Consider the following 25,440-nt stretch of genomic DNA (forward strand, 5'->3'; position numbering starts at 1 on the left):
GTGGGAAGAGGGGCCGTCGCCAAAGCGCCCGCACAATCAGACATGACATGGCAGCGCGTGGCACTGAGCGTAAGATGCTACGACCTGCACCCAGCCGGGGAGAGTTGCCATGCCACAGCACTTCGACGCAGTCGTGATCGGTACCGGACAAGGCGGTTCGCCGCTCGCCGTGCGCCTCGCTCAAAGCGGGCGCCGCACCGCGGTGATCGAACGCGCGGAGTTTGGCGGCACTTGCGTGAACGTCGGCTGCACGCCGACCAAATCCTATGTGGCGAGCGCCCGCGCGGCGCACGTGGCGCGCCATGCGGCGGAGCTCGGCGTGCAGGTGGGTTCGGTCGGCGTCGATCTGGCGGCCGTGAAGGCGCGCAAGGACCGGATCATCGGAGAGTCGCGCAGCGGCGTCGAAAAATGGCTGCGCGGCACGGAAAACATCACGGTGTTCAACGGCCACGCGCGCTTCACCGGCGCACGCACGCTCGCTATCTGCGGGCGCGACGGCGAATTGCTGGACGAGCTCAGCGCGTTCGAAATCTTCATCAACGCCGGCACGCGCGCCGTCGTGCCGCCGCTCGAAGGCATCCAGCGGATTCCGTACTACACGAACTCGACGCTGCTCGAACTGACCGCGTTGCCGGATCATCTGGTGATCGTCGGCGGCAGTTATATCGCGCTCGAATTCGCGCAGGTGTTTCGCCGCTTCGGGAGCCGCGTCAGCGTGCTGGTGCGCGGCGAGCGCGTGTTGAACCGCGAGGATGCCGATTTCGCGGAGTCGGTGCAGAAGGTGCTCGCGCGCGAGGGCGTCGAGTTTCATTTCGGCGTGCAGCCGACGCGCGTCGAGCCGCATGCGCATCGCGCGAACGACGTGTGCATCGGCTTCGAGCAGAACATCCCAGCCATGGAGGCGTCGCATCTGCTGTTGGCCACCGGCCGCAGGCCGAATACCGACGACCTCGGCCTCGACGTCGCCGGCATCGAGACCGACCGGCACGGCACGATCATCGTCGACGGCCAGTTGCGCAGCAGCGTGCCGGGCGTGTGGGCGATCGGCGACGTGAACGGCCGCGGCGCGTTCACGCATACGTCCTACGACGACTACCAGATCGTCGCGGCGAACCTGCTCGACGGCGGCGCGCGCAGCGTCGACACGCGGATCATGACGTATGCGGTGTTCGTCGATCCGCCGCTCGCGCGCGTCGGCTTGTCCGAGCAGGAGGTGCGCAACAGCGGCCGCGAAGCGCTGATCGCGACGATGCCGATGTCGCGCGTGGGCCGTGCGCGCGAGCGTGGCGAGACCGACGGCTTCATGAAGGCGCTCGTCGATGCGAACAGCAAACAGATACTCGGCGCGGCAATTCACGGCATCGAGGGCGACGAGGCGATCCATACGTTCGTCGACATCATGACCGCGGGCGCGCCGTATCCGACTTTGCAATACGCGATGCACGTGCATCCGACCATCAGCGAACTGGTGCCGACGCTGCTCGATGGGCTCAAGCCGATGCAATGAACTGCCTTGACGCTGGCGCGACACGCTGATGACAAGCTCGCTCAAACCCGCACGTAACAGCGGCAATCTGTTCGACCTCGTCGCGCAGTTGGGGACGACGCCCGAGGAGCAGGTCGACGCGCTCGTCGAGCGGGGCGGCGTGACGATCGAGCGGATCGTCTCGACCGGGCAGGCGAGTCCGCCCGGTTTCTGGTACGACAGCCCGCGCGCCGAATGGGTCGTGCTGCTCACCGGCGCGGCGATGCTCGAATTCGACAACGACCCCCAGCCGCATCCGATGAAGCCCGGCGATCACGTGCTGATCGAGGCGCATTCCCGCCACCGCGTCGCATGGACGAGCGACACCGAGCCGAGCGTGTGGCTCGCCGTCCATTACCCGTGAGCCGCGGCGGATCGAGCCATCCGCGCGGCCGGCTCTCGCGCATCGACAAATCCTCACACCATCACCGATAATCGGCAGCGGCGCGGCCCGCGCGCAAGGCGAAGGCGGGCTGTGCGCCCCACCGCATTGATCTTCGGAACTCGCATGGGCAAGGGACGCGTCGAAGCCTTCAGCGATGGCGTAATCGCCATCATCATCACGATCATGGTGCTCGAGCTGAAGGTGCCCGAAGGCCACGACCTCGCGGCGCTGCGCCCGGTCGTACCGGTGTTCTGCGCATACGTGCTGAGCTTCGTCTACGTCGGCATTTACTGGAACAATCACCATCACATGTTCCATGCGGTGCAGAAGCTCAACGGCAAGGTGTTGTGGGCGAACCTGCATCTGCTGTTCTGGCTATCCCTCTTGCCGGCCGTGACGCACTGGGTCGGCGAAAACCATCTGGCCGCGTGGCCGACCGCGATGTACGGCATCGTGCTGTTCATGGCGGCGATCGCGTATTTCATCCTGACGCGCACGCTGATTTCGCAGCATGGACACGACTCGACGCTGGCCAAGGCGCTCGGCAACGACTTCAAGGGCAAGGTCTCCGTCGTCATTTACCTGACCGGCATCGGGCTCGCGTTCGTCGTGCCGTGGGCGACGGCCGTGCTGTACGCGCTCGCCGCCGCATGGTGGTTCGTACCGGACCGTCGCATCGAACACGTGCTGGAGGCCTGAGCATGCTGCTCGCGCTGAAGCTCGTGCTGGTGCCGGCCTTTCTCGCCGCGCTGACGGCGGCCGCGCGCGTCTGGGGGCCGTCGGTCGCGGGATGGCTCGCGGGACTGCCGGTCGTCGCCGGACCGATCATGCTGCTGCTCGCAGTCGAGCGCGGGCCGGCGTTCGCGGCGCAGGCGTCGGCGGCGTCGGTTGCGGCGATCGCCGCATCCGAGGCATTCAATCTTGCTTATGGATGGAGCTGCCGACGCTTCGACTGGCCGCTCGCACTGGTCGCGGGCATGGCCGGCTGGCTCGGCGCGGGACTGCTGATCGTGCGGATGCCCGGCTCGCTTGAGTGGGCGCTGGCGGCGGCGTGCGCGGCCGTCGCGGTGTCGCAGAGCTGCTTGCCGCGCGCGACGGGCCATGTGCCGGCGGCGCGCGTCGGGCGTGCGGATCTGGCCGTGCGGATGCTCGCGGGCGCATTGCTGACGCTCGCGGTGACGGCTGCTTCGGCATCGATGGGCGCCGCGTGGAGTGGCGTGGTGTCGGTGTTTCCGCTGCTCGGCATCGTGCTCGCGGTGTCGGCGCAGCGTGCGCATGGCGCGGACTTCGTGGCGCTCTTGATGCGCGGCATGGTGGTCGGGCGCGGCTCGTTCGCGGCGTTCTTCGCGGCGACGGCGATGCTGCTGCCGCAGTACGGTGTGGCGACGGGGTTTGCGTGCGCGGCGGTGGTGTCGGTCGTCGTGCAGGGGTTGACGCGGCGCCTGCTGGCTGGGCAGCGCCGTGCCCAGGCGGCGGCGCGAGAGTTGGCGCAGCCGCAGACCGAGTGAGACTGCGCATGGCTTCACATCGCTCACCTTCGACCGCTACCCGCATCGGGCTCATCTCGGATACGCACAACCTCGTGCGTCCCGAAGCGTTGCGCTATCTCGACGGCTGCGACGCGATCATTCACGCGGGCGATATCTGCAACCCGGACGTGCTCGACGCGCTCGCGCGGATCGCGCCGCTGACCGCGGTGCGCGGCAACAACGATACCGGTGACTGGGCCGCGTCTCTACCGACGCATGCGCGGCTGACGATCCAGCAGGTGACGATTCTGGTCGTGCACGACATCGCCGAGCTGGGCTGCGTGCCGCAGCACGATGGCATTCGCGTCGTGGTGAGCGGCCACTCGCACAAGCCGTCGATCGCCGAGCGCGACGGCGTGCTGTACGTCAATCCGGGCAGCGCGGGGCCGCGGCGCTTCAAGCTGCCGGTGTGCGCGGGCATGCTGACCGTCGAAGGCGCGCAGGTTGGCGCGACGTTCGATTCGCTGCTGACGTAAAACAGCGGGCCGGCGAATGTCGCCGGCCCGCTTCAGAAACTACGCCTGACGTGATGACTGCGCAGGTCAGGCACGCGCGGTCGCAGCCGCCGCGAACCGTTCATCCATCTCCTCGGCCTCGCGCTCACCGCGCAGCACCGCGTGCGCTTCAGCGCGCGTCGCGACGCACGGACCTGAGCCGAGCAGCGGCTTGCGCGCGGTTTCGCGCAGCGCGAGTACCGACACGATGCCGATCAGCGATGCGCCCATCAGGTAGTAGGCGGGCATCATCAGATTGCCGGTCCGGTCGACGAGCCATGCGGTCACGAGCGGCGTCGTGCCGCCGAACAGCGACACCGAGATATTGAAGCCGATCGCGAGCGCGCCGTAGCGGATCCGGGTCGGGAACAGCGCCGGCAGCGCCGACGGCATCACCCCGGTGAAGCATGACAGCAGCACGCCGAGAATCATCAGACCGCCGAACACCGGCAGCACCGTGCCCATCCGGATCAGCAGCAGCGCGGGAATCGACAGCGCGAACAGACCGACGCAGCCGAGCAGCATCACGGGCTTGCGGCCGATCGCATCGGACAGACGGCCGGCGGCGAGCGTCATCGGCATCATCAGGATCATCACGAGCAGCACGAGGAACAGACCGTGCGTTTCGTTGAAGTGCAGCGTGGCGGACAGATAGCTCGGCAGATACGACAGCGCCATATAGTCGGTCACGTTGAAAATCAGCACGAGGCCGACACACAGCAGCAGCGGCTTCCACTGCTGCACGAGCAGCTGGCGCAACGACTGGCTGGGCAGCGCGCGGTCCTCGGCTTCGCGCTCTTCGGCCTGTTTCTTGAACGCGGGCGTTTCCTCGAGCTTCATGCGGATGTACAAACCCACCAGGCCGAGCGGTCCGGCGATCAGGAATGGTACGCGCCAGCCCCAGGACAGCAGCGCGTCGTTCGACAGCGTCGCCGTCAGCAGCGCGACCGTGCCCGCGCCGAGCACGTAGCCGATCAACGTGCCGAACTCGAGAAAGCTGCCCATGAAGCCGCGGCGCTTGTCGGTCGAGAATTCGGCGATGAAGGTCGCGGCGCCGCCGTATTCGCCGCCGGTCGAGAAGCCCTGCACGAGGCGCGCAAGCAGCAACAGCGCCGGCGCGAGAATGCCGATCGTCGCGTAGTTGGGGATCAGGCCGATCGCGAAGGTGCCCGCGGCCATCATGATCATCGTCATTGCCAGCACGCGCTGACGGCCGATGCGGTCACCGAGCGGCCCGAATACCATGCCGCCGATCGGCCGCACGAGAAACGCCGCGGCAAACGTGCCGAAGGTCGCAATGAGTTGCGCCGATGGGCTCGACGAGGGGAAGAACACCTTGCCGAGCGTGACCGCGATGTAGCTGTATACGCCGAAATCGAACCATTCCATCGCGTTGCCGAGCGCCATGGCGCCGACGGCCCGTTTCAGGAGGGAGTGATCGACGACGGTGATGTCGTCGAGGGAAAGACGCTGTTCCGGTTTGTGATGTCGCCAGAAGCCGTTGCTGGAAGCGGTCAAGGTTGAAACTCCAATGACTGCGACGAAACTCGTGATGCGTTCCGCCACGGTTGCCGGAAAGTGTAATTTCGTGAGCAAGGCGAGGCTGTTCGCGGCACCGGTTATCCGGCGGCGCAACGGATGGCGAAAAGAAGCAAACGCCCGTGCCTCGCGGTAAGTTCGCGAAAAAACACTCGACTAGATCGTGCTGACTGTTGCACCTGCGTGGCCGTGGAAGGGGGGCAGATGCATGAGGGACGCGGGGCTGGCGGGAAACTGACCCATGCGCCACTGAAGGCTTGAAACGAAAAAGGCCGGTCTTGAATTTTCCGCTTTAGGCGGGGAAACGACCGACGAGCCTTCTTGTTTAAAAACAGTTCAATTCAGGATGGCGCGTGCGCGGACAAACACACGATGAACCAACTTGAAAGAACACGAATGAAGGTGAATTGCGGCTGAAACGAGGGCACATGTTAGCACGATGCCAGAGGATCATGCAAATCGGTGGTGCGAGGTAGGGCCGCCAATGTGACTCGAGCCGTTGCGGGACGGGAGATCTGGCGGGGTCGGAACGGCCCTGAAAAACGGACCGCTTAGAACATTGGCGAGCGCTTTTTTGAGGCGAAGACGATGCGAGCGGCGGGCGTGATGCGCGGCCGATGTTGGCGCGAAAAAAATCCGCGCTCGCGGCGCGGATTGTGGGCGTGCGTTCATCCGGTTCGGGCGACACGTTGTGTCGTCCCGGACGAGGCAAGCTCAGGCCGACGGCGGCACGTAGCCCGACGCGGTATCCGCGCCTTCGCCGAAGAAGAACTTTTCGGTCTGCTTCATCAGATACTGCCGCGCGCGCGGATCGGCCATGTTCAGGCGGTTTTCGTTGATCAACATGGTCTGCTGCTTCAACCAGCTCTGCCAGGCTTCCTTCGAGATACTTTCGTAGATCCGCTTGCCGAGTTCGCCCGGCAGCGGCGGGAAATCGAGGCCTTCGGCTTCCTTGCCGAGCTTCGCGCATTGAACCATACGAGTCATGCTGTGCTTCTCCTGTAATCGATGTGGGGCGGGCAGACGCCGGTTCGGATCAGATGGGGGCGATCACGAAGTACTCAAAGCTGTTTCATCAGCACGAGCGATTTGCGCTGCCAGTTATAGAGTCGGCGGCGGTCTTCGGGCAAGTCGTCGACCGTAACCTTGACGAAGCCGCGCTTCAGGAACCAGTGTTCGGTGCGCGTGGTGAGCACGAAAATGCGCGTGAGGCCGCGTGCCCGCGCGCGCTGTTCGATGCGCTTGAGCAGGCGCTCGCCGTCGCCGGTGCCTTGAGCTTCGGGCGCGACGGTCAGGCACGCCATTTCGCCGATGCGCTCCTGCGGATACGGATACAGCGCCGCGCAGCCGAACAGCACGCCGTCGTGCTCGATCACCGAGAAATGGTCGATATCGCGTTCGATCTGGTGACGGCCGCGCCGTACCAGCGTGCCGTCTGTTTCGAGCGGCTCGATCAGCGCGAGAATGCCGCCGACGTCGTCCGGCGTTGCTTCGCGCAGGCTTTCGAGGTTCTCGTACGAAATCATCGTGCCGACGCCATCGTGCAGGAACAGTTCGAGCAGCAGGCTGCCGTCGAGCGCGTACGGGATGATGTGCGCACGCGGCACGCCGCCGCGGCAGGCGCGGATCGAATGCTTCAGGTAGAACGCGGCGTCGCCGGTCACTTCGCCGCTTTCGTGCAGCTTGTAGGCGTCGTCGAGCGATAGTTCGCGGATCAGCTCGGTGCCGCTTTCGCCGGTTTCCATCAGGCCCGGCGTTTCGGTCAGGAACACGATCTTGTCGGCGCGCAGCGCGATCGCCGCGGCCGAGGCCACGTCTTCCATCGACAGATTGAATGCCTCACCGGTGGGCGAGAAGCCGAGCGGCGACAGCAGCACGAGCTTGCGGCTCGCAAGCGAGTGTCGGATCGAATCCGCGTCGATCTTGCGCACGAGGCCCGTGTGCTGGAAGTCGACGCCGTCCAGAATGCCGACGGGGCGCGCCGTCACGAAGTTGCCCGATACGACGCTGATGTGCGCGTGCGCCATTGGCGTGTTCGGCAGACCCTGGCTGATCGCGGCTTCGATGTCGAGACGCACTTCGCCGGCCGCCTCCTTCGCGGACTCGAGCGCGCGCGCGTCGGTGATGCGCATGCCGTGTGAAAACTCCGATTCGACGCCGTGCAGGCTCATCTGCTCCTCGACCTGCGGGCGCGAGCCATGCACGAGCACGATCTGGATGCCCATTGCCTGCAGCAGCGCGATGTCGGACACGAGCGCATTCAGCAGCCCCTGATGCACCACTTCGCCGCCGAAACCCACGACGAATGTCTTGTTTCGGAACGCGTGGATATACGGGGCGACGGAACGCATCCAGTCGACGAATTGCGCGTGCTGGGCGAGGGTTTCCGGCGAGTCGGCGGGGGCCGGGACGCTCGCGGGCGCGGGGACGAGGTCGGTTTGGGAATTCATGCCGGGGATTATAATGCGCCCCCATGTCGAATGTACCCAAAAGTCCCGCTGGGGCGAACGAGAAACCGGCGTCGGCCGGCGAGCCGGCCAACCCGGGCGACACGATGCGCCGCCCAGCGCAGGATGCGAAACCCGATCAGGCGCGTGACGCGCGTCGGGGGGCGGGCGCGTCTGCGCGAAAGGTGCCGCCTGAAGGGGGCGGTGCAGGTCGAAAAGGTCGCGAAGAGCACGCTGGCGCGAGTGACGAACGGCGCGGTGAATCCCGCGATGAATCGGATGACGCGTCTGGTGCGAAGCGGGGCGGTGGGGCTCGTGGCGAGCAACGTGGCGCTTCGTTGAGCGAGCAGCTTGGCCAATTCCGTACTGCGCTTCATAACGCGGCCCGTGAGCAGCAGAGCGATGGGCCGCAAAGCGGGCAGGGGGGCGGGCCGCAAGGCGAGCGCCGCAATACGCCTTCGGCCGCGCCTCGCGGTGAGCATGGCCAGCAGGCTCGCGACGAGGGAGGTGATGCGCGGCAAAGCGAGCAGCGCAATGAAATCCGCGACGCGCACTCGGACACGCCTCGTGTTGAACAGCGTCGTGCGTCTCGCAACGAACAGGGAGATCGCGGGCCACGTAGCGAGCAACGCGGATCGACCCGCGGCGAGCAACGTCACGGATCGCGCGACAAACAATCGGGCGAGCCGCGCAAGGAACAACCTCGCGCGCCGCGCGAAGCGCGGCTGTTGCGGGTCGTCGAGCCGAATCCGATTCCACCGGTCACGTTCCCCGAAGCGCTTCCTGTCTCCGGTCGTCGCGACGAGATCGCGCGGGCGATCGCGCAGAATCAGGTCGTGATCGTGTCGGGCGAAACCGGCTCGGGCAAGACCACGCAGTTGCCGAAAATCTGCCTCGCGCTTGGCCGTGGTCTCGGTGCCGGCGGCAATGGTCTGATCGGCCATACGCAGCCGCGCCGGATCGCCGCGTCGGCGACCGGGCGCCGTATCGCCGAGGAACTCGGCACGCCGTTCGGCGAAGTGGTCGGCTATAAGGTGCGCTTCAACGACAACCTCGCGCCGGGCGCATCGGTCAAGCTGATGACCGACGGCATTCTGCTTGCGGAAACGCAGACTGATCCGCTGCTGAAAGCCTACGACACGCTGATCATCGACGAAGCACACGAGCGCAGCCTCAACATCGATTTTCTGCTCGGCTACCTGAAGGAGATTCTTCCCAAGCGTCCCGACCTGAAGCTGATCGTCACCTCGGCGACAATCGACGCCGACCGTTTTGCGCGTCATTTCGGCAGCGACGACAAACCCGCGCCGGTGATCGAAGTGAGCGGCCGGATGTATCCGGTCGAGGTACGTTACCGTCCGGTCGTCGAGGACAGCCCGGCGGTCAAGGCGGCGCAAGGGACCTCGGGTGCAACCTCGTCTGGCCGCGAGCGCCCGAAGACGCAGCGCGAGACTGATCGTGATCTGATGGAGGCGATCGTCGACGCCGTCGACGAACTGTGCCGCGAAGGCCCCGGCGACGTACTGGTATTCCTGCCCGGCGAGCGCGAGATTCGCGACGCCGCCGAGGCGCTGCGCAAACATCATCCGCCCCACACGGAGATCCTGCCGCTGTTCGCGCGGCTCTCGGCCGCCGAGCAGGAGCGCGTGTTCCGCGCGTCGAACGCGCGCCGCATCGTGCTCGCGACCAACGTCGCCGAAACTTCGCTGACGGTACCCGGCATCCGCTACGTGGTCGACACGGGCCTTGCGCGCGTGAAGCGCTACTCGTATCGCAACAAGGTCGAGCAGTTGCAGGTCGAGTCGATTTCGCAGGCCGCCGCGAACCAGCGCGCGGGGCGTTGCGGCCGGATCGCCGATGGCATCTGCATTCGTCTGTATGAGGACAGCGACTTCCAGGGCCGCGCGCGCTTCACCGATCCGGAAATTCTGCGCTCGTCGCTTGCTTCGGTGATTCTGCGCATGAAGTCGCTGCATCTGACGGCGATCGAAACCTTCCCGTTTATTGAACCGCCGCCGGGCCGTGCGATTTCCGATGGCTACCAGTTGCTCAACGAGCTCGGCGCCGTCGACGACGACACCCACCTGACGCCGCTCGGCCGCGAACTCGCGCGACTGCCGCTCGATCCGCGCGTCGGCCGCATGATCCTCGCCGCGCGCGACCAGCAGGCGCTGAAGGAAGTGCTGATCATCGCGAGTGCGCTGTCCGTGCAGGACCCGCGCGATCGCCCGATCGAAGCGCAGGAGCAGGCGGACCAGGCGCATCGCCGGTTCGCCGACGAGCGCTCCGAATTCCTGCAGTGGCTGAAGATCTGGAACTGGTTCGACGAAGCGATCGCGCACAAGAAATCGAACCGGCAGCTGCAGGACGAGTGCCGCAAGAACTTCCTGTCGCAACTGCGGCTGCGCGAATGGCGCGACGTCCACTCGCAGCTGCTGACGGTGGTGCGCGAGCACGGCTGGCGGCTGAACGAAGCGGAGGCAACATTCGAGCAGATCCATCTGGCGCTGCTGACCGGTCTGCTCGGCAACATCGGCCTGAAAGCCGACGACGAGCCGTACTACCTCGGCGCGCGCGGCATCAAGTTCTATTTGTGGCCCGGCTCGGCGCTCGTGAAAAAGGCAGGCAAGTGGGTGATGGCCGCCGAGCTCGTCGAAACGAGCCGTCTGTACGCGCGCTGTATCGCGAAAATCGAGCCGGAGTGGGTCGAGAAGGTCGGCGCGCATCTGCTCAAGAAGTCGTTGTCCGAGCCGCATTGGGAAAAGCGCGCAGCGCAGGTGTCCGCGTTCGAGCGCGCGATGCTGTACGGCCTGCCGATCTATCACCGGCGGCGCGTCGCATTCGGCAAGCAGGACCCGGCGCGGGCGCGCGAGCTGTTCATTCGCGGTGCGCTTGTTGAAGGGGAGTTCGACACGAAGCTTGCGTTCTTCGCGCACAACCGCAAGCTGCTCGCCGACATCGAGCAGCTCGAGCACAAGTCGCGCCGCCAGGACGTGCTGGTCGACGACGAATTGATCTACGCGTTCTACGATCAGGCGCTGCCGGACGGCATCCATACCGGCGCCGCGTTCGAGCGCTGGTATCGCGACGAGGTCGAAAAGAGCGGCCAGGCGGAGGACAAGCTGCGGCTGTTGTATTTGTCCCGAGACGATCTGATGCGGCACGAGGCGGCGGGTGTCACGACGGATCTGTTCCCTAAGCGGCTGACGATGGCGGGCATCGAGATGGCGCTGACCTATCACTTCGAGCCGGGCACGCCGCGCGACGGCGTGACGCTCGCAGTGCCGCTGTACGCGCTGAACCAGGTCGACGCGCGCCGCTGTGAGTGGCTCGTGCCCGGGATGCTGAAAGAAAAGGCGCAGATGCTGCTGAAGTCGCTGCCGCAAAAGCTGCGTCGGCATTGCGTGCCGCTCCCCGAGTACGCGGCGGGCTTCGCCGAACGGCACGGCGCACAGCGCTTCGGAGGAGGAGGCTTGCTCGAGGCGCTGATCGCCGACCTGCGCGAGCAGACCCAGGTCACGATGAAGCAGTCCGACTTCAAGCTCGAGACGCTGCCCGCACATCTGTTCATGAACTTCAAGGTCATCGACGAACATGGCCGGCAACTCGCGATGGGGCGAAATTTGTCGCAACTGCGCGCCGAGCTCGGCGCTCAGGCGCAGCAGCATTTCCAGAAGCTCGTTTCGGGCGCGGCGGGCGCCGCCTTGGCCGACGCGGGCGGCGGCGGTGTTGCGGCACCTGCACGCTCTCCAGATTTGGCTCAGAGTGGCGCGTTGCGCGGCAAGGGCGCGGCCGCGCCGCAACCCGCGACACCCGAAGGCGCACCAGCCACCGCGCTCTATGAAAACCTGACCACGTGGAATTTCGGCAAGTTGCCCGAGTTGCTCGAAATTCGCCGCGGTGGTCAGACGCTGTTTGGCTACCCGGCGCTCGTGGACCGTGGCACCCATTGCGACGTCGAGGTGTTCGATTCGCCGGAAGAAGCCGCGCGGATTCATCGGGCGGGCTTGCGTCGGCTCTTCGCGCTGCAGTTGAAGGAGCCAATCAAGTATCTGGAGAAGAATCTGCCGGGCCTGCGCGAAATGGCCATGCAGTTCATGCCGCGCGGCACGCAGGAGGAACTGCGCGATCAGCTGGTCGACACCGCACTCGACCGCGCGTGTCTGCAGGATCCGCTGCCCGACGACGATGCGAGCTTCCATGTCCGCCGCGACGAAGGGCGTAGCCGCCTCACGTTGCTCGCGCAGGAAATTTCGCGGCTGGTCGGTCAGATTCTTGGCGAATACACGAGCCTGACGAAGAAGCTCCTGCAGGCGAAGCCATTCGCGGCCGCGTACACCGATCTGCAGAATCAGCTCGATGCGCTGATCGGCAAGCGTTTTGTCGTCGATACGCCGTATGCCCAACTCGCACATTTCCCGCGTTATCTGAAGGGGATGGCGCTGCGTATCGACAAGCTGCGCGCGGACGCCATACGCGACGCGCGCCAGTTCGCCGAATTCCAGCCGCTGCTGCAGCACTATCAGCGCGCGGTGTCGCACCGCGGCGGCGTCGTGGATCCGCGGCTTGCGGAATTCCGCTGGCTGCTCGAAGAATTGCGCATCTCGCTGTTTGCGCAGGAGTTGCGCACCCCGATGCCGGTTTCGGTGAAGCGCCTGCACAAGGTGTGGGAGTCGATGCAGCGCTAAAGCCAGGGCGCTCGCTCGCGGACGCTGGACACTGGGTGTGCACCGCCGCCGATGAGCGGGCCCGCGCACCGGTGCGCGCGGGGTACACCGAGCGTCCTCTGAGCGCCGTCGCGGCCGGACTCGGTCCGATACGTTCGCTCGAGCTGATTTCACCAATGCATCCCCGCGCCGATCGATGCGCCGAACTGTCGGCGAGAGTCGGTGCTGCCTTGGACCTTGTAGATCCATTTGCCGGTGTCCGACAACTGCGACACGCTGATTGCGAGCGCAGATTGACCGCCGTACGTGCCACCCGCCATGGCGACCATGCCGTGTCCCGGCAGGACCGCTTGCGGCAAAGCTGCCATCGCGAGCGCCGATGCCGTGCCCCCGTAGCTGTCCCGACGGGCTGAGCGGATCTGGTCGTCGGTATAGCGATTCGACGCGCTGATCGCGCCGCTCACGCTTTGCTGCAACTGATTGACGTTGACCGCGTCGGTGCCTCGCACGCCGGTCGCGACGTTGGCGATCTGGCGTTCCTGGCCCGCCGCGCCAACCGATACCGTGTTCGCTCGGTCGGCGACGGAGCCCTGGCCTAACGCCACCGAGTTGTCGGCGCTCGCGCTGGCTGCGGCACCGACCGCCGTCGCGTTGTTGCCGCTGACGATGGCGTTCGCTCCGATGCTTGCCGCGTTGGTGCCGCTTGCTTGTGCATTCGCTCCGACGGCAATCGCGTTCGTGCCGGCCGCCTCTGCGTTCGCACCCTCGGCGACCGTGTTGACGCCGCTTGCCCGCGCGTTCGCCCCGGCCGCAATCGCGTGCGCGCCGGACGCCTGCGCGCTCTCAGTCGCGCTATCGCCTGCCGCGCTGAACAACGCGTCGGCCGAGCCGATCGTCGCGTTATTGATCGCGCCTTCGAGCGCCGCGTTCAGCTGACCGAGGTTGACCGCGTCGGACGCCTGTATGCCGTCTGCGACGTTGTGGATGACGGTGCCCTCCGTGGTATCGCCGCCGAGCGTAACGCTGTTCCGGTTGATGCTGCCGTCGGCGTTCGTGTCGTACATGACCGCGCCGTCGAGCTTCGCTGCGGTCGCGCTGCTCTGGTCGCTCACCGCTTTCAGCTGGGCGACGTTGACCGCATCGGTGTCGGCGGTGCCAGCCGCGACGTTGGTGATCTGGCGCTCGTTGCCCGTTGAACCGACCGACACGGTACCCGCGCGATCGGCGATCGAGCCCTGGCCGAGCGCGACGGAGTTTGCAACTAGCGCGCTCGAGTTAGATCCGAGCGAAAGTGCGTTGTCGGCGGCTGCGCTGGCACCGGAGCCGAGCGCGAGGGCGCCGGCGCCGTTCGCCGTGGCGTTGGAGCCGAGCGCCGTCGCACCGGAGCCGTAGGCCGACGCTGACGCGCCCAGCGAGGTCGCGTCGGCCGTGCCGGCGACGGCGCCCGCGCCGATCGCGGTCGAGTCGGTTGCGCTGGCGCTGGCGCTGGTGCCGAATGCGCTTGCGTTGCTGCCCATAGCGCTGGCGTTGCTGCCCGCGGCAAGCGCGTGCGTGCCGTCTGCGAGCGCCTCGTTGGAGCCGTCGGCCGGGTCAGCAGCGCTGAAGTAATGCAGCGCGCTGCTTTGAGCGAGTGCATCGACCTTGTTGTCGACCGCGCTCAACTGGCTCACGTTGACCGCGTCGGTGGGCGCGGCGCCCGCGGCGACGTTGGTCAGGCGACGCTCGTTGTTCGCCGAGCCGAGCGAGACTTCGCCCGTCGCGCTGGAGGCCGCGATCGGGGTGGCGCCCGTTCCCACGGGCACAAACGCGCTTTGCGACAGGTCCGTCGTGGTGCTGGCGTTGGCGCCTAGCGCGACGCTATTGTCGGCGCTCGCGTTTGCGTTGCTGCCGAGCGCGATCGCGCCGGCTCCCGCGGCCGTTGCACCGAAGCCGATTGCGCTGGCGTAGGCGCCGCGTGCCTGCGCGGCAACGCCGAGGGCGATGGCGCCGACGCCGCTGACGACGGCATTACTGCCAAGCGCGACGCTCGAGTCCGCGAGCGCCGAGGCCCATGCTCCGGCGGCGAGCGAGTTGGCGCCTCCGGCCTGCGCGACATAGCCGAGCGCGGTCGATCCGACGCTGGTTGCCGTGGATAGGGAGCCGAACGCGGAGGCGGCCGAGTCCGCCGCTATTGAACCGGAGCCCGCTGCGACCGAGTCGACGCCAAGCGCCGACGCGTTCAGACCGAGCGCGGTCGCGCGTTCCGCTTGCGCATTCGCATAAGGCCCGAAGGCGCTCGCGCCTTCGCCTTGTGCGGAAGAGGAGAGGCCCATGGCGACGGCGCTATCGCCCTGCGCCGTGGCGTTCGCCCCTACCGCGATCGCGCCGTCGTTTTGCGCGTTCGCCTGCGAGCCGACCGCCAGCGATGAGTTGCCGCTTGCGGTGGCCTGTGCACCTATCGCGACCGCGATGTCGCCGGGCGCGCTGGCCGTGCCTACCTCGACGGAATCGACGCCCGCGCCTGTCGCTTCCGTGAGGTAAAGGGCCGCCGCCGCTATTGCAACACCCGCGGTACTTCGAACCGCCCGGGCGATGCTTTTCTGGCGCGCGGAAGCACGGTGTGTTTGCAGGCAGGCAGTTCGCGGCGCTGCGACTTTTATTTGAGACGTGGTATGGCGAATTATCGAAATATTCTTGTTCATCAATTAAAAATCCTCCGCATTATTGTGGTTAGTGGCACGCAGCGCTTATTCCGACTTTGACGTGAAGTTATTGCCTGGTGGGTTTGAAAATATTGAAAATACAAAAACGCCGGTCATTGGTAAGGCTTGCGTTATTTGGCCGAGCGCGCGTCAGCCCGGAGATGTACGCTCGGGATTCATGGGGGAGGCGCTACCGGGGCGGCGCGTATGGAGAATTCTCCGATGTCCGCGTGCAATTCAGATATCAGCCAACTCCGAAATTCAATTGGGCTAAAAAATATATTAATACGGCTAGGTTTTTATTGATAAGGAAAGAGGAGTATTCTTATTGTTCCCGCTAATCATTTGCGCGATTTTAACGTGTGGCTGATGCATGATTGACCCTGACAGGGAGAGCACATTGATTCCTCACTCGAAAAACCCGCGGCGCGAGCATCAAACCGGACGTGGCAGACGAAACCTCCCGCACGCGGCCGCGCTTCATCGCACCCGTCATTTTTCGGTCGTCGCCAGTGACTTACGTCAACCGCCCGGACCGGCAAACGTTCTACAATGACCGTTGTTCTCCGAAGCGAGTTTTCATGCGTAAATTTTTTCTTCCCGGCTTGAGTGCCACGTTCGCCGCGACCGCGGGGCTGGTCGCCGCCGCAGGCTTTTTTTCTCCGGCGGCGCACGCCAATAACGTGATCGTGCTCAATTCCGGCGAGGCCACGCTGAGCCTGATCGACGAGAACAGCCGCCAGGTCATCGGCACCGTGCCCACGGGCAAGGAACCGCATCACCTGATGGCCACGCCGGACAATTCCTCGCTGATCGTCGCCAATTCGGTGTCGAACAGCCTGATGTTCGTCGATCCGAAAACGGGGCAGTTACAGCGCTGGGTCGAGAACATCGAAGATCCCTATCAGATCGGTTTTTCGCCTGATCGCAAGTGGCTCGTCACTACGGGACTGCGGCTCGATCGACTCGACATCTATCACTACGACAACCCGAAAAACCAGATGACGCTGGCTTCACGGCTGCCGCTCGCGGTGATGCCGAGCCACATGGCGTTCTCGAATGACAGCAAGACGGTGTTCGTCTCGCTGCAGATCTCGGGCGAGCTCGCCGCCATCGACCTGGCCACGCAAACCGTCAAATGGAAGATGAAGGTCGGCAAGGTGCCCGCGGGTCTGTGGATGACGCCGGGGGAAAAGTACCTGCTCGTCGGCATGACCGGCGAGGACTGCGTCGCCGTGGTGGACTGGCGCAACCAGAAGGTCGTCAAGACGATTCACACGGGCAAGGGCGCTCACAATTTCCGCTCGCTCGCCGACGGCAAGCATGTCGCGGTGTCGAACCGCGTCGCTAGCACGATCAGCATCATCGACGAAGACACGCTCACCAACGTCGGCGACATCACCGGCCTGATGCCGGGACCGGACGATATGGAACTTTCCGCCGACAAACGCTATCTGTGGGTTACCTTCCGCTTCGCGAAGCACGTTGGCATCATCGATCTCAACACGCGCAAGCTGATCCAGACCATTGCGGTGGGCCGCTCGCCGCACGGCATCTATTTCTTCGACCGCGCGCCGGTGACGGCGCCGAACGGCGCTTGAGGGGCCTGAGGGCGCCCGACAGTGCCTGAGGGCAACAGGGCAGAGCCAGGACGCCACGAGCCACCAAGGATGAAGTAACAGGCCAGCATCATGTTCCATCTGATTTTCTCCTCACTCGACAGCTTCGTTTCAGCCGCGCAGACGTGGCTGTACGTCGACGTGGTGCAGCCGCTGCTGTTCCGGTTCAATCTGATGGACTACGACGAGGACACCTACGACAGCCTGTACTGGGTCATCGTCGGTGTGCTCGAGGTGCTCGCGATGTACGCGATCCTGCGTCCGCTCGAGGCGCTGCGCCCGGTCGAGCAATGGGAGAACCGCAAGGCCGTGCGCGTCGACGTGCTGTACACGTGGATCGCCAAGCTCGGCATTCTGAACCTGTTCTTTTTCTTCGCGCTGCAACCGTTCTTCGACAACGTGCAAGGCTGGCTGCGGCTGCACGGCATCGCGAACCTGAATTTCGACAACCTGTGGCCCGGCGTGACCACGCAGCCGCTCGTCACGTTCGTCACGTATCTGCTCGTACTCGATTTCGCCGGCTACTGGTATCACCGCTGGCAGCACCGCTTCGGCGTGTGGTGGGAACTGCATGCGGTACACCATAGTCAGCGGCAGATGTCGCTGTGGTCCGACGATCGCAACCATCTGCTCGACGACCTGCTGCAGGCGTCGTTCTTCGCGATGATCGCGCTCGCAATCGGTGTGCCGCCGTCGCAGTTCGTCGTGCTGGTTGCGATCACGAATCTCGCGCAAAGCGTGCAGCACGCGAACATCCGCCTGTATTACGGCTGGCTCGGCGAGCGGCTGCTCGTCAGCCCGGCGTTCCACCGCCGTCACCACGCGATCGGGTACGGTCACGAAGGGCTCAATTACGGTTGCAATTTCGGCGTGCTGTTCCCGTGGTGGGACATGTTGTTCCGCAGCGTGTCGTGGAGCCGCGACATTGAGCCGACCGGTATCAGCGATCAGCTCGAAGGCCGCCGCTATGGCGATGGATTCTGGGCGCAGCACTGGTTCGCCTTCGTGCGCATCGCGCATCGCCTCGTATCGAAGCGCCGCGCACCCGGCAACGACACCGCTGCCGTTTGAGTCGGTTCAGAGTCCGTTCTGAGTCCATTGCGGATCCATTCGAGCGCGCACTCCGCCGCGCTGCTCACTTCCGCCGGCCGCGCGTCCCCTGGTTTATGCTGTGCACGTTCGAGCGCACCCTCCAGTGCCCCAGCATGCCTGGCCCGGGCGCGGCGCGATTCTCCCGTCCATCGTTTCGTTCGCAGGCACTGGCTCGCATGAATGATCTGTTGCGCTCGTTTGGGCGCGCACTCGCAAGCGCGTTGCATCCGCGCATGCTCTGGCTGACCTTCAAACCGTTTATCGTCGCGACGGTCGGCTGGGGCGTACTCCTGTGGTTCTTCTGGCAGACGCTGACCGGCGCGACCCGCACCTGGCTCGACGACTGGTCCTTCACCGCAACGCTTTATCATCTGTTCGACGTGCTCGGTTTTTCGACGCTGCACGCGGTCATCGCGCCGTTCATCGTGGTTGCGATGGCGATCCCGCTGATCGTCGTCACGGTGCTGCTGCTGATCGCCATGCTGTCGATGCCGGCCGTGATCCGCTTTCTCGCGGCCCGCCAGTTCGCCGGGCTGGAGATGCGCCACGGCGGAACGTGGTACGGTAGCCTCGGTCAGGCGCTCTGGACCACGCTGCTGTGTCTGGCGCTGCTGATCGTCACGTTGCCGCTGTGGCTCGTGCCGCCGTTCTTCGCGTTGATTCCGCCGCTGCTGTGGGGATGGCTCACGTATCGCGTGATGACCTACGACGCGCTCTCGTTGCATGCGACGCGCGACGAGCGGCGCGAACTGGTGCGGCGCCACCGGCTGCCGTTGCTGCTGATCGGTATCGTGAGCGGCCTGCTTGGTTCGCTGCCGACGCTGTTGTGGGCGTCGTCGGTATGGCTGATTGTGCTGTTCCCGGTGATCACGACGGTGACGATCTGGATTTACGCGTTCATCCTCGTGTTCTCGGCGCTATGGTTCGGCAACTACTGCCTGCGCGCGCTGCAGCGCATGCGGGCGGAAGCGCCTGGTGGCGCGCGCGAGGTCGCGCCGGTTCCCTATTGATCAAACGAAAGAGGCGGCAATGGCATTTGGCGTCATCATCATCGGCGATGAAATCCTGTCGGGCAGACGCGTCGACAAGCATCTGCCGAAGGTCATCGAGTTGCTCCGCGGGCGCGGGCTGTCGCTCGGCTGGGCGGAGTACATCGGCGACGATCCGGAGCGCATCACGGCGACGCTGCGGCGCACGTTCGCGTCGGGCGACATCGTGTTCTCGACGGGCGGTATCGGTGCGACACCGGACGACCACACGCGCCAGTGCGCGGCGGCCGCGCTCGGCGTGCCGCTCGAGTTGCATCCGGAAGCCGCGAAGCTGATTCAGGAGCGTATCCGCGACATGTATCCGGCGAACTCGCCGGCGCCGCTCGATCTGAACTCGCCCGAGAACCGGCATCGCCTGAATATGGGCACGTACCCGCAGGGCGCCGACATCATTCCGAACGGCTACAACAAGATTCCGGGCTTTTCGATCCGCCAACACCATTTCGTGCCGGGTTTCCCGGTGATGGCCTGGCCGATGATCGAGTGGGTGCTCGACACGCAGTACGCGCATCTGCATCACACGACGCCGCACGCTGAAAAATCGCTGCTGGTGTTCGAGTTGCCGGAGTCGCGCGTGACGCCGCTGATGGAGAAAATCGAGCGCGATTTTCCGGGCGTGCGGGTGTTCAGTCTGCCGAGCGTCGGGGATGCGGAGCGCGGCGGCGTGTATGCGCGGCATCACATCGATCTGGGTGTGAAGGGTGAACCGGAAGCCGTCGCCGCGGCGTTCGTGAAACTGCGAGAGGGGGTGCATCTGCTCGGTGGCGATATCGTCGAGCCTGAAGCGGCGGCGGCAGCGGCGGCAGCGGCCACGGGTAAGCCGTGAAGCTGAGCGGGCCTTCAATACGATTCAGGTAAGTAGTCAGGACACGGCTGCGCTTGACGAAGTTTTATACGGCGTTCTATCACGCGCGGTGGGCGCCGAGCGTATTCAGCGATTCCAACGGCCAATATATCGGCTTCGACCAGCAGGTCCATACGGTTAGCGCGGGCCACGCGGCGCAGTACACCAGCTTTTCGGGCTGGGACATCTATCGCTCGCTGATTGCGCTCAAAGCCACGCTGTTTCCTCAGGAAACCAGCGATATGGCGCAGTCGCTAGTCAACGATGCGGATCAGTGCGGCGCGATTCCGCATTGGGTCAACGACACCGTCGAGGATGGCGTGATGCCCGGCGACGCCGGCTCGCTGATCGTGGCGGGCGCCTATGCATTCGGCGCGCGAGCGTTCGATACCTCGGGCGCGCTGAAGCACATGATCAAGATGGCCAACGCTCCCGGAACGGCGTGCAATGGCGTGACCACGAACGGCGGCCGTGCCAGTTATCTGCCGTTCGGCTACATCACGAATGGCGAATGGGGGCAGGCATCGTCGACGCTCGAATACGCGAGCAGCGATTGTGCCATTTCGCAGTTTGCCGGCCAACTGGGCAATTCAACGATCCAGAAGATGCTGCTGAGCCGCTCGGCCTATTGGCAGAACCTGCTTAACGCGTCGCTGCTGCCGCCTCTGATCGCCGCGCGCAACTCGGACGGAAGCTGGATTGCACAGACGCAGAGCAGCACCAACAACTATGTCGAAGGCAATGCCGGGCAGTACACGTGGATGGCGCCGTTCAACCCGGTCGGACCGTTTGCGCAACTGGGCGGCAACACGGCGGCGGTGTCGCGCCTGAACGCGTTCTTTACGGTGTTGAACGCGGGGATGAGTCTGCCCAATTTCTATATGGGCGACGAACCGACCTTCGAGGTGCCGTGGCTATATTGCCGTGGCTATATAACTGGGCGGGTTCGCCGTCGGGCACGCAGAACGTGGTCCAGCAGATCATGGCGAACGCCTTCGGCACAGGGCCGAACGGTTTGCCCGGCAATGACGACCTCGGCGCGGTGTCGGGATGGTACGTGTGGGGGGCGTTGGGTCTTTATCCGGGGATACCGGGTGTCGGCGGTCTCGCGATCGGCAGTCCGCAGTTTGCGTCGATCACCGTTCATCTGGGCAACGGCAAGACGCTGCGTATCCATGCGCCCGGTGCGCCCAGCGCGAAGTATGTGCAGAGCCTGAGCGTCAACGGTGCGGCCCACCATGGTTCGTGGCTCGACATCGAGGCGCTCGCCAGCGGCGCCACGCTGAACTTCGTGATGGGTTCGTCTCCCTCCCAGTGGGGGGACGAGCGCGGCGGACGCACCCCCTTCGTATCGGGTGCCGCTCGCGCGGAATGTGGCCGACGCATTCAACAACCACGGCATCGGCAGCGACGGCAGCACCGATACCGATGGTCTGGGTGCGGACTTCGACGGCTCGCTGTTCAGCTACTCGTCGCAGGCCTTGACGGCGGCGGGCGCGGCGCCGGGCAAACCGTTCTCCTTCAATGGCGCGAGCTTCGTCTTGTCTGGCGGCCCGCTCGATAACGCGGTGGCGGTGGGGCAGACCATCGCGATGCCGCCGGGCAAGCTCGTGACGAGCATCACGCTGCCGAAACAGGTCAGCGCGGGCAAGTTGCACGTGTTCGGGATTTCGGCCGCGCCCTGAACACAATGGAGCGCCGCGCGCGCGGCGCTCGACAAAACAAGCGGTCCGCGCCTGAGGGTTAGGTTGGCACGAACCGCGACATCGCAGTGTCACAACCCGCGCCGACGATGCAATCAATGCGTGGTCGGCGCGAACCGTTTCAATCGGCCTGCTTCAGCGCCGCGCCACGGGCTTCCGTAGATGCGGGCAGTGCGCCACGCGTCATCAGGCTCCGATCCACGGCAAGCCGCGAAAACACCATCCCGACACCGTCTTCCGATGCCCCTGGCCGTCCTTGTCGCCTTCGAAGCCTTCCAGCAGGTCATACGCCTTCGTGAAGCCGGCCTGGGTCGCGGCGATCGCGGCGAGCTTCGAGCGCGCGGCGCTGCGGCACAGGAACAGCACCGGCGTGTCGGGCGAGGCGACCTGCGCGAGTTGCTGCACGAACTCCTGATTGGGCACCGCGCCCGGATAGCGCGTCCATTCGACATGCGCGTATTGGCCATCACCGATCACCGGCCGGCCGACCCAGTCGAGCTCGGCGCGGGTACGCACGTCGACGAGACGCGTGCGCGGATCGAGTTCCAGCAGTTCGAACGCCTCGGCCGGCGATACCGCGCCCGCGTAGGGCAGTTGGTTCTCGGTGCGGCGGGCGTCCGCCTTCGCGTAAAGCTGTTCGAGCGTGCTCATGAGCGTCAATCTCCTTCGGACCAAATGATCATTCTAGCGCGCTGCAGGCAGCGCACAGACCTGTGTAGACTGGACGGCGCCGGGCAGTCGCGGGCGCCATCCCAACCTCAATGCGCAAATATGGTGCATTTTCTGCTGAATGCACCAACATGGTATGGATCGTCGTTTCCAAAGCGGTGAATGCGCGAAATTGGTGCGTTGCGGTGCCTGCACGTTTGTCTGCGAGGCTGCTCTCGCCTCGTGCGTGGCCGGCAAACATAAGCGGCGCAATGTGTGCGCCGGATTGGCCCATCCGGGGTCCAGAGGTGGCACACTATCTGCTTTATTGGTGCCGATCGATTTATCCCGGCAGAATTTTCCGCCCGCGACGCCATATAAGTGGACGTGCCGGGATGGGTCAGCTAGATTGGGCGGCGGCTGAATCCGCCGAAATTGTTAATCAGGAGATAGGTTATGAGTAAATCCGTGGCCGACGTCATTCAACTCGTCAAGGACGAAGACGTCAAGTTTGTCGACTTCCGTTTCACCGACACGCGCGGCAAAGAACAACACGTTTCGGTGCCGGTGTCGGCATTCGATGAAGACAAGTTCGAAAGCGGCCATGCGTTTGACGGTTCGTCGATTGCCGGCTGGAAGGGCATCGAAGCATCGGACATGTTGCTGGTCCCGGACGCGAACACGGCCTTCATCGACCCGTTCTACGAAGAATCGACCCTCGTGCTGACCTGTGACGTCGTCGAACCGGCTGACGGCAAGGGCTACGAGCGCGACCCGCGCTCGCTCGCGAAGCGCGCAGAAGCGTACCTGAAGAGTTCGGGCCTCGGCGACACCGCGTACTTCGGTCCGGAACCGGAATTCTTCATTTTCGACTCGGTCCAGTGGAACACGGATCAGTCGGGCTGCTTCGTGAAGATCGGTTCGGAAGAAGCACCGTGGTCGTCGGCGAAGGAATTCGAAGGCGGCAACACCGGCCACCGTCCGGGCACCAAGGGCGGCTACTTCCCGGTCGCGCCGGTCGATTCGTTCCAGGACATCCGTTCGGAAATCTGTCTGCTGCTCGAACAGATCGGCATTCCGGTCGAAGTGCATCACCACGAAGTGGGGGGCATGGGCCAGAATGAAATCGGCACGAAGTTTTCGACGCTGGTGCAGCGCGCCGACTGGACGCAGCAACTGAAGTACATCATCCAAAACGTCGCGCACACGTACGGCAAGACGGCAACGTTCATGCCGAAGCCGGTCGTCGGCGATAACGGTTCGGGCATGCACGTTCACCAGTCGATCTGGAAGGACGGCACGAACCTGTTCGCAGGCAATGGCTACGCAGGTCTGTCGGAATTCGCGCTGTTCTACATCGGCGGTATCATCAAGCATGCTCGCGCGCTGAACGCGATCACGAATCCGGGTACGAACTCGTACAAGCGCCTCGTGCCGCACTTCGAAGCACCGGTCAAGCTCGCTTACTCGGCTCGCAACCGTTCGGCATCGATCCGTATTCCGCACGTGTCGAGCCCGAAGGGCCGCCGTATCGAAACGCGCTTCCCGGACCCGCTGGCGAACCCGTACCTGTGCTTCTCCGCGCTGATGATGGCGGGTCTGGACGGCGTGCAGAACAAGATTCACCCGGGCGAAGCCGCCGACAAGAACCTGTACGACCTGCCGCCGGAAGAGGATGCAAAGATCCCGACCGTGTGCGCGGGCCTCGACCAGGCTCTGGACTCGCTCGACGCGGACCGCGAGTTCCTGACGCGCGGCGGCGTGTTCACGGATGCGATGCTCGACGCGTACATCGAACTGAAGACGACGGAACTGCAGCGTTATCGTCAGTCGGTGCACCCGATCGAATTCGAAATGTACTACTCGCTGTAAGCGGCCATGGCGCTTCGCCCTTCACCCGGCGAAGCGCTTTGCCCGACGCTCGCGATCGGTCACGAAGGGACGGCGGCGCCGTCCCTTTTTCGTTAGGCCGCACGCATGGCCGGCCGCGCGCGGGCAACACGGCATTCGGTGAAGCACAATAAAGCAGCACTCCTGATTTATCACCATCTCCTACCGGCCAGACTGCAAGATGGTTCTCAAGAATCTGATCAAGGCAAGGAAAGGACACGAACAGACGCTGTCGGACGACATGCAGCTCGTGAGTTCTGGCTTGCTGCCGGGCTTCGAGGCGCTGCCGACCGTCTTGCTGGTGCTCGAGAAGCGCACGCTGCGCGTCGCGTTCGCGAATCCGTCGGCGGAGTCGATGCTGAAGATGTCTCGCAAGCAACTCACGCAGATGGCGTGGCCGGACATCTTCTCGAACGCGGACGAACTGGTCGCGACGATCACCGCGATCGCCGCACACCGTTTTCACGCGACGCATCTGGACGCCGTGCTCGAGCGTCCCGGCCACGAGCCGCTGCACGTGCATGCGATCGTCGGTTTTCTGGAAAGCGCGCAGGACTACGTGTTGCTCGAACTGTTCGAGAACGAGCGGCATCTGCGCACCGACCGCGAAGAGCGCATCAACGACCTGACGGCCGTCAACAAGCATCTGATCCGCAATCTCGCGCACGAAATCAAGAATCCGCTGGGCGGGATTCGCGGCGCCGCGCAACTGCTCGAGTTCGAACTCGGCGAACGTCAGCGCGACGAGTTGCGCGAGTACACCCAGGTCATCATCAAGGAGTCGGACCGTCTGCAGACGCTGGTCGACCGCTTGCTCGAACCGCACCGGCATCCGCATATCGTCGGCGACGTGAATGTTCACGAGGTGTGCGAGCGCGTGCGTCAGGTGATTCTCGCGGAGTTTCCGCGCGGCCTGACGATCGAGCGCGACTACGACGTCAGCGTGCCGGATCTGCGCGGCGACAAGGAGCAGCTGATCCAGGCGCTGCTGAACATCGTGCGCAATGCGGCCGAGGCGTTGCGCGAGCGGATCTCGCAGGGCGATGCGCGCATCGAATTGCGCACCCGCATCGCGCGCAAGGTCACGATTTCAAAACGCCTGTGCAAGCTGGCATTGGACTTGCATATCATCGACAACGGCCCAGGCATTCCCGAAGAGATTCGCGACCGCATTTTCTATCCGCTCGTGTCGGGGCGCGAGGACGGCAGCGGTCTCGGTCTCACGCTAGCGCAGACCTTCGTGCAGCAGCACGAAGGTCTGATCGAGGTGGACAGCCGGCCGGGCCATACCGAGTTTCAGATTCTGCTGCCGCTCGATCTCTAGATAA

17 protein-coding genes and 1 pseudogene are annotated in these 25,440 nt (G+C 64.7%); 13 read left to right on the plus strand and 5 right to left on the minus strand.

The features are described from left to right. Positions 1-109 precede the first annotated feature (109 nt). From F6X40_RS01735 to F6X40_RS01755, 5 genes are all read left to right on the plus strand, one after another. Positions 110-1,507 (plus strand): FAD-containing oxidoreductase, encoded by a 1,398-nt coding sequence (locus F6X40_RS01735; protein ID WP_187626620.1) that lies wholly within the window; start codon positions 110-112, stop codon positions 1,505-1,507. Between the two features lie 28 nt (positions 1,508-1,535). Further along, complete coding sequence (locus F6X40_RS01740; protein ID WP_184070961.1) at positions 1,536-1,889, plus strand: cupin domain-containing protein; 354 nt, start codon at positions 1,536-1,538, stop codon at positions 1,887-1,889. Positions 1,890-2,033: 144 nt separating this feature from the next. Continuing rightward, complete coding sequence (locus tag F6X40_RS01745; RefSeq protein ID WP_187626621.1) at positions 2,034-2,609, plus strand: TMEM175 family protein; 576 nt, start codon at positions 2,034-2,036, stop codon at positions 2,607-2,609. A gap of 2 nt (positions 2,610-2,611) precedes the next feature. Beyond that, the gene (locus F6X40_RS01750; RefSeq protein WP_187626622.1) at positions 2,612-3,418 is read left to right on the plus strand and encodes a hypothetical protein; all 807 of its coding nucleotides are present in this window, start codon (positions 2,612-2,614) and stop codon (positions 3,416-3,418) included. A gap of 8 nt (positions 3,419-3,426) precedes the next feature. Then, complete coding sequence (locus F6X40_RS01755) at positions 3,427-3,915, plus strand: metallophosphoesterase family protein (protein WP_187626623.1); 489 nt, start codon at positions 3,427-3,429, stop codon at positions 3,913-3,915. 66 nt (positions 3,916-3,981) lie between these two features. Here F6X40_RS01755 and proP read toward each other — a convergent pair whose 3' ends face one another. The 3 genes from proP to argA all read right to left on the minus strand — a co-directional run bounded on the left by proP (position 3,982) and on the right by argA (position 7,922). Beyond that, the gene (proP, locus tag F6X40_RS01760) at positions 3,982-5,451 is read right to left on the minus strand and encodes a glycine betaine/L-proline transporter ProP (RefSeq protein ID WP_090800879.1); all 1,470 of its coding nucleotides are present in this window, start codon (positions 5,449-5,451) and stop codon (positions 3,982-3,984) included. Positions 5,452-6,186: 735 nt separating this feature from the next. After that, complete coding sequence (locus F6X40_RS01765; RefSeq protein ID WP_026225286.1) at positions 6,187-6,459, minus strand: oxidative damage protection protein; 273 nt, start codon at positions 6,457-6,459, stop codon at positions 6,187-6,189. Between the two features lie 74 nt (positions 6,460-6,533). Then, the gene (gene argA / locus F6X40_RS01770; RefSeq protein WP_184070952.1) at positions 6,534-7,922 is read right to left on the minus strand and encodes an amino-acid N-acetyltransferase; all 1,389 of its coding nucleotides are present in this window, start codon (positions 7,920-7,922) and stop codon (positions 6,534-6,536) included. Between the two features lie 23 nt (positions 7,923-7,945). Here argA and hrpA point away from each other — a divergent pair, with 23 nt between their 5' ends. Then, a complete protein-coding gene (hrpA, locus tag F6X40_RS01780; protein WP_410452371.1) occupies positions 7,946-12,607 on the plus strand; it encodes an ATP-dependent RNA helicase HrpA in 4,662 nt (1,553 codons plus the stop codon). A 149-nt stretch (positions 12,608-12,756) separates the two neighbouring features. On the opposite strand, the gene F6X40_RS01785 is transcribed toward hrpA, so the two are convergent. Further along, positions 12,757-15,267: a YadA family autotransporter adhesin gene (locus tag F6X40_RS01785; RefSeq protein WP_187626626.1), complete on the minus strand. Its 2,511-nt coding sequence runs from the start codon at positions 15,265-15,267 to the stop codon at positions 12,757-12,759. 581 nt (positions 15,268-15,848) lie between these two features. Here F6X40_RS01785 and F6X40_RS01790 point away from each other — a divergent pair. The 5 genes and pseudogenes from F6X40_RS01790 to F6X40_RS01810 all read left to right on the plus strand — a co-directional run. Further along, positions 15,849-16,868: a beta-propeller fold lactonase family protein gene (locus tag F6X40_RS01790; protein WP_187626627.1), complete on the plus strand. Its 1,020-nt coding sequence runs from the start codon at positions 15,849-15,851 to the stop codon at positions 16,866-16,868. A gap of 90 nt (positions 16,869-16,958) precedes the next feature. Continuing rightward, the gene (locus F6X40_RS01795; protein ID WP_187626628.1) at positions 16,959-17,957 is read left to right on the plus strand and encodes a sterol desaturase family protein; all 999 of its coding nucleotides are present in this window, start codon (positions 16,959-16,961) and stop codon (positions 17,955-17,957) included. Between the two features lie 197 nt (positions 17,958-18,154). After that, positions 18,155-18,988 (plus strand): EI24 domain-containing protein, encoded by an 834-nt coding sequence (locus F6X40_RS01800; RefSeq protein ID WP_187626629.1) that lies wholly within the window; start codon positions 18,155-18,157, stop codon positions 18,986-18,988. 19 nt (positions 18,989-19,007) lie between these two features. Continuing rightward, positions 19,008-19,853, plus strand: coding sequence for a competence/damage-inducible protein A (locus F6X40_RS01805; protein ID WP_184070938.1), 846 nt, complete (start codon positions 19,008-19,010; stop codon positions 19,851-19,853). 1 nt (position 19,854) lies between these two features. Further along, a pseudogene (locus tag F6X40_RS01810) lies at positions 19,855-21,556 on the plus strand (GH92 family glycosyl hydrolase); the annotation flags it as partial. A 204-nt stretch (positions 21,557-21,760) separates the two neighbouring features. On the opposite strand, the gene F6X40_RS01815 reads toward F6X40_RS01810, so the two are convergent. Then, positions 21,761-22,225: a rhodanese-like domain-containing protein gene (locus F6X40_RS01815; protein WP_184022229.1), complete on the minus strand. Its 465-nt coding sequence runs from the start codon at positions 22,223-22,225 to the stop codon at positions 21,761-21,763. A gap of 453 nt (positions 22,226-22,678) precedes the next feature. On the opposite strand from F6X40_RS01815, the gene glnA reads away from it, so the two are divergent. Continuing rightward, complete coding sequence (gene glnA, locus F6X40_RS01820; RefSeq protein ID WP_184070936.1) at positions 22,679-24,094, plus strand: type I glutamate--ammonia ligase; 1,416 nt, start codon at positions 22,679-22,681, stop codon at positions 24,092-24,094. A gap of 199 nt (positions 24,095-24,293) precedes the next feature. Beyond that, complete coding sequence (glnL, locus tag F6X40_RS01825; protein WP_187626630.1) at positions 24,294-25,436, plus strand: nitrogen regulation protein NR(II); 1,143 nt, start codon at positions 24,294-24,296, stop codon at positions 25,434-25,436. Positions 25,437-25,440 lie beyond the last annotated feature (4 nt).

The sequence above is a fragment of the Paraburkholderia sp. UCT31 genome, assembly GCF_014397655.1.
Classification (GTDB): domain Bacteria; phylum Pseudomonadota; class Gammaproteobacteria; order Burkholderiales; family Burkholderiaceae; genus Paraburkholderia; species Paraburkholderia tuberum.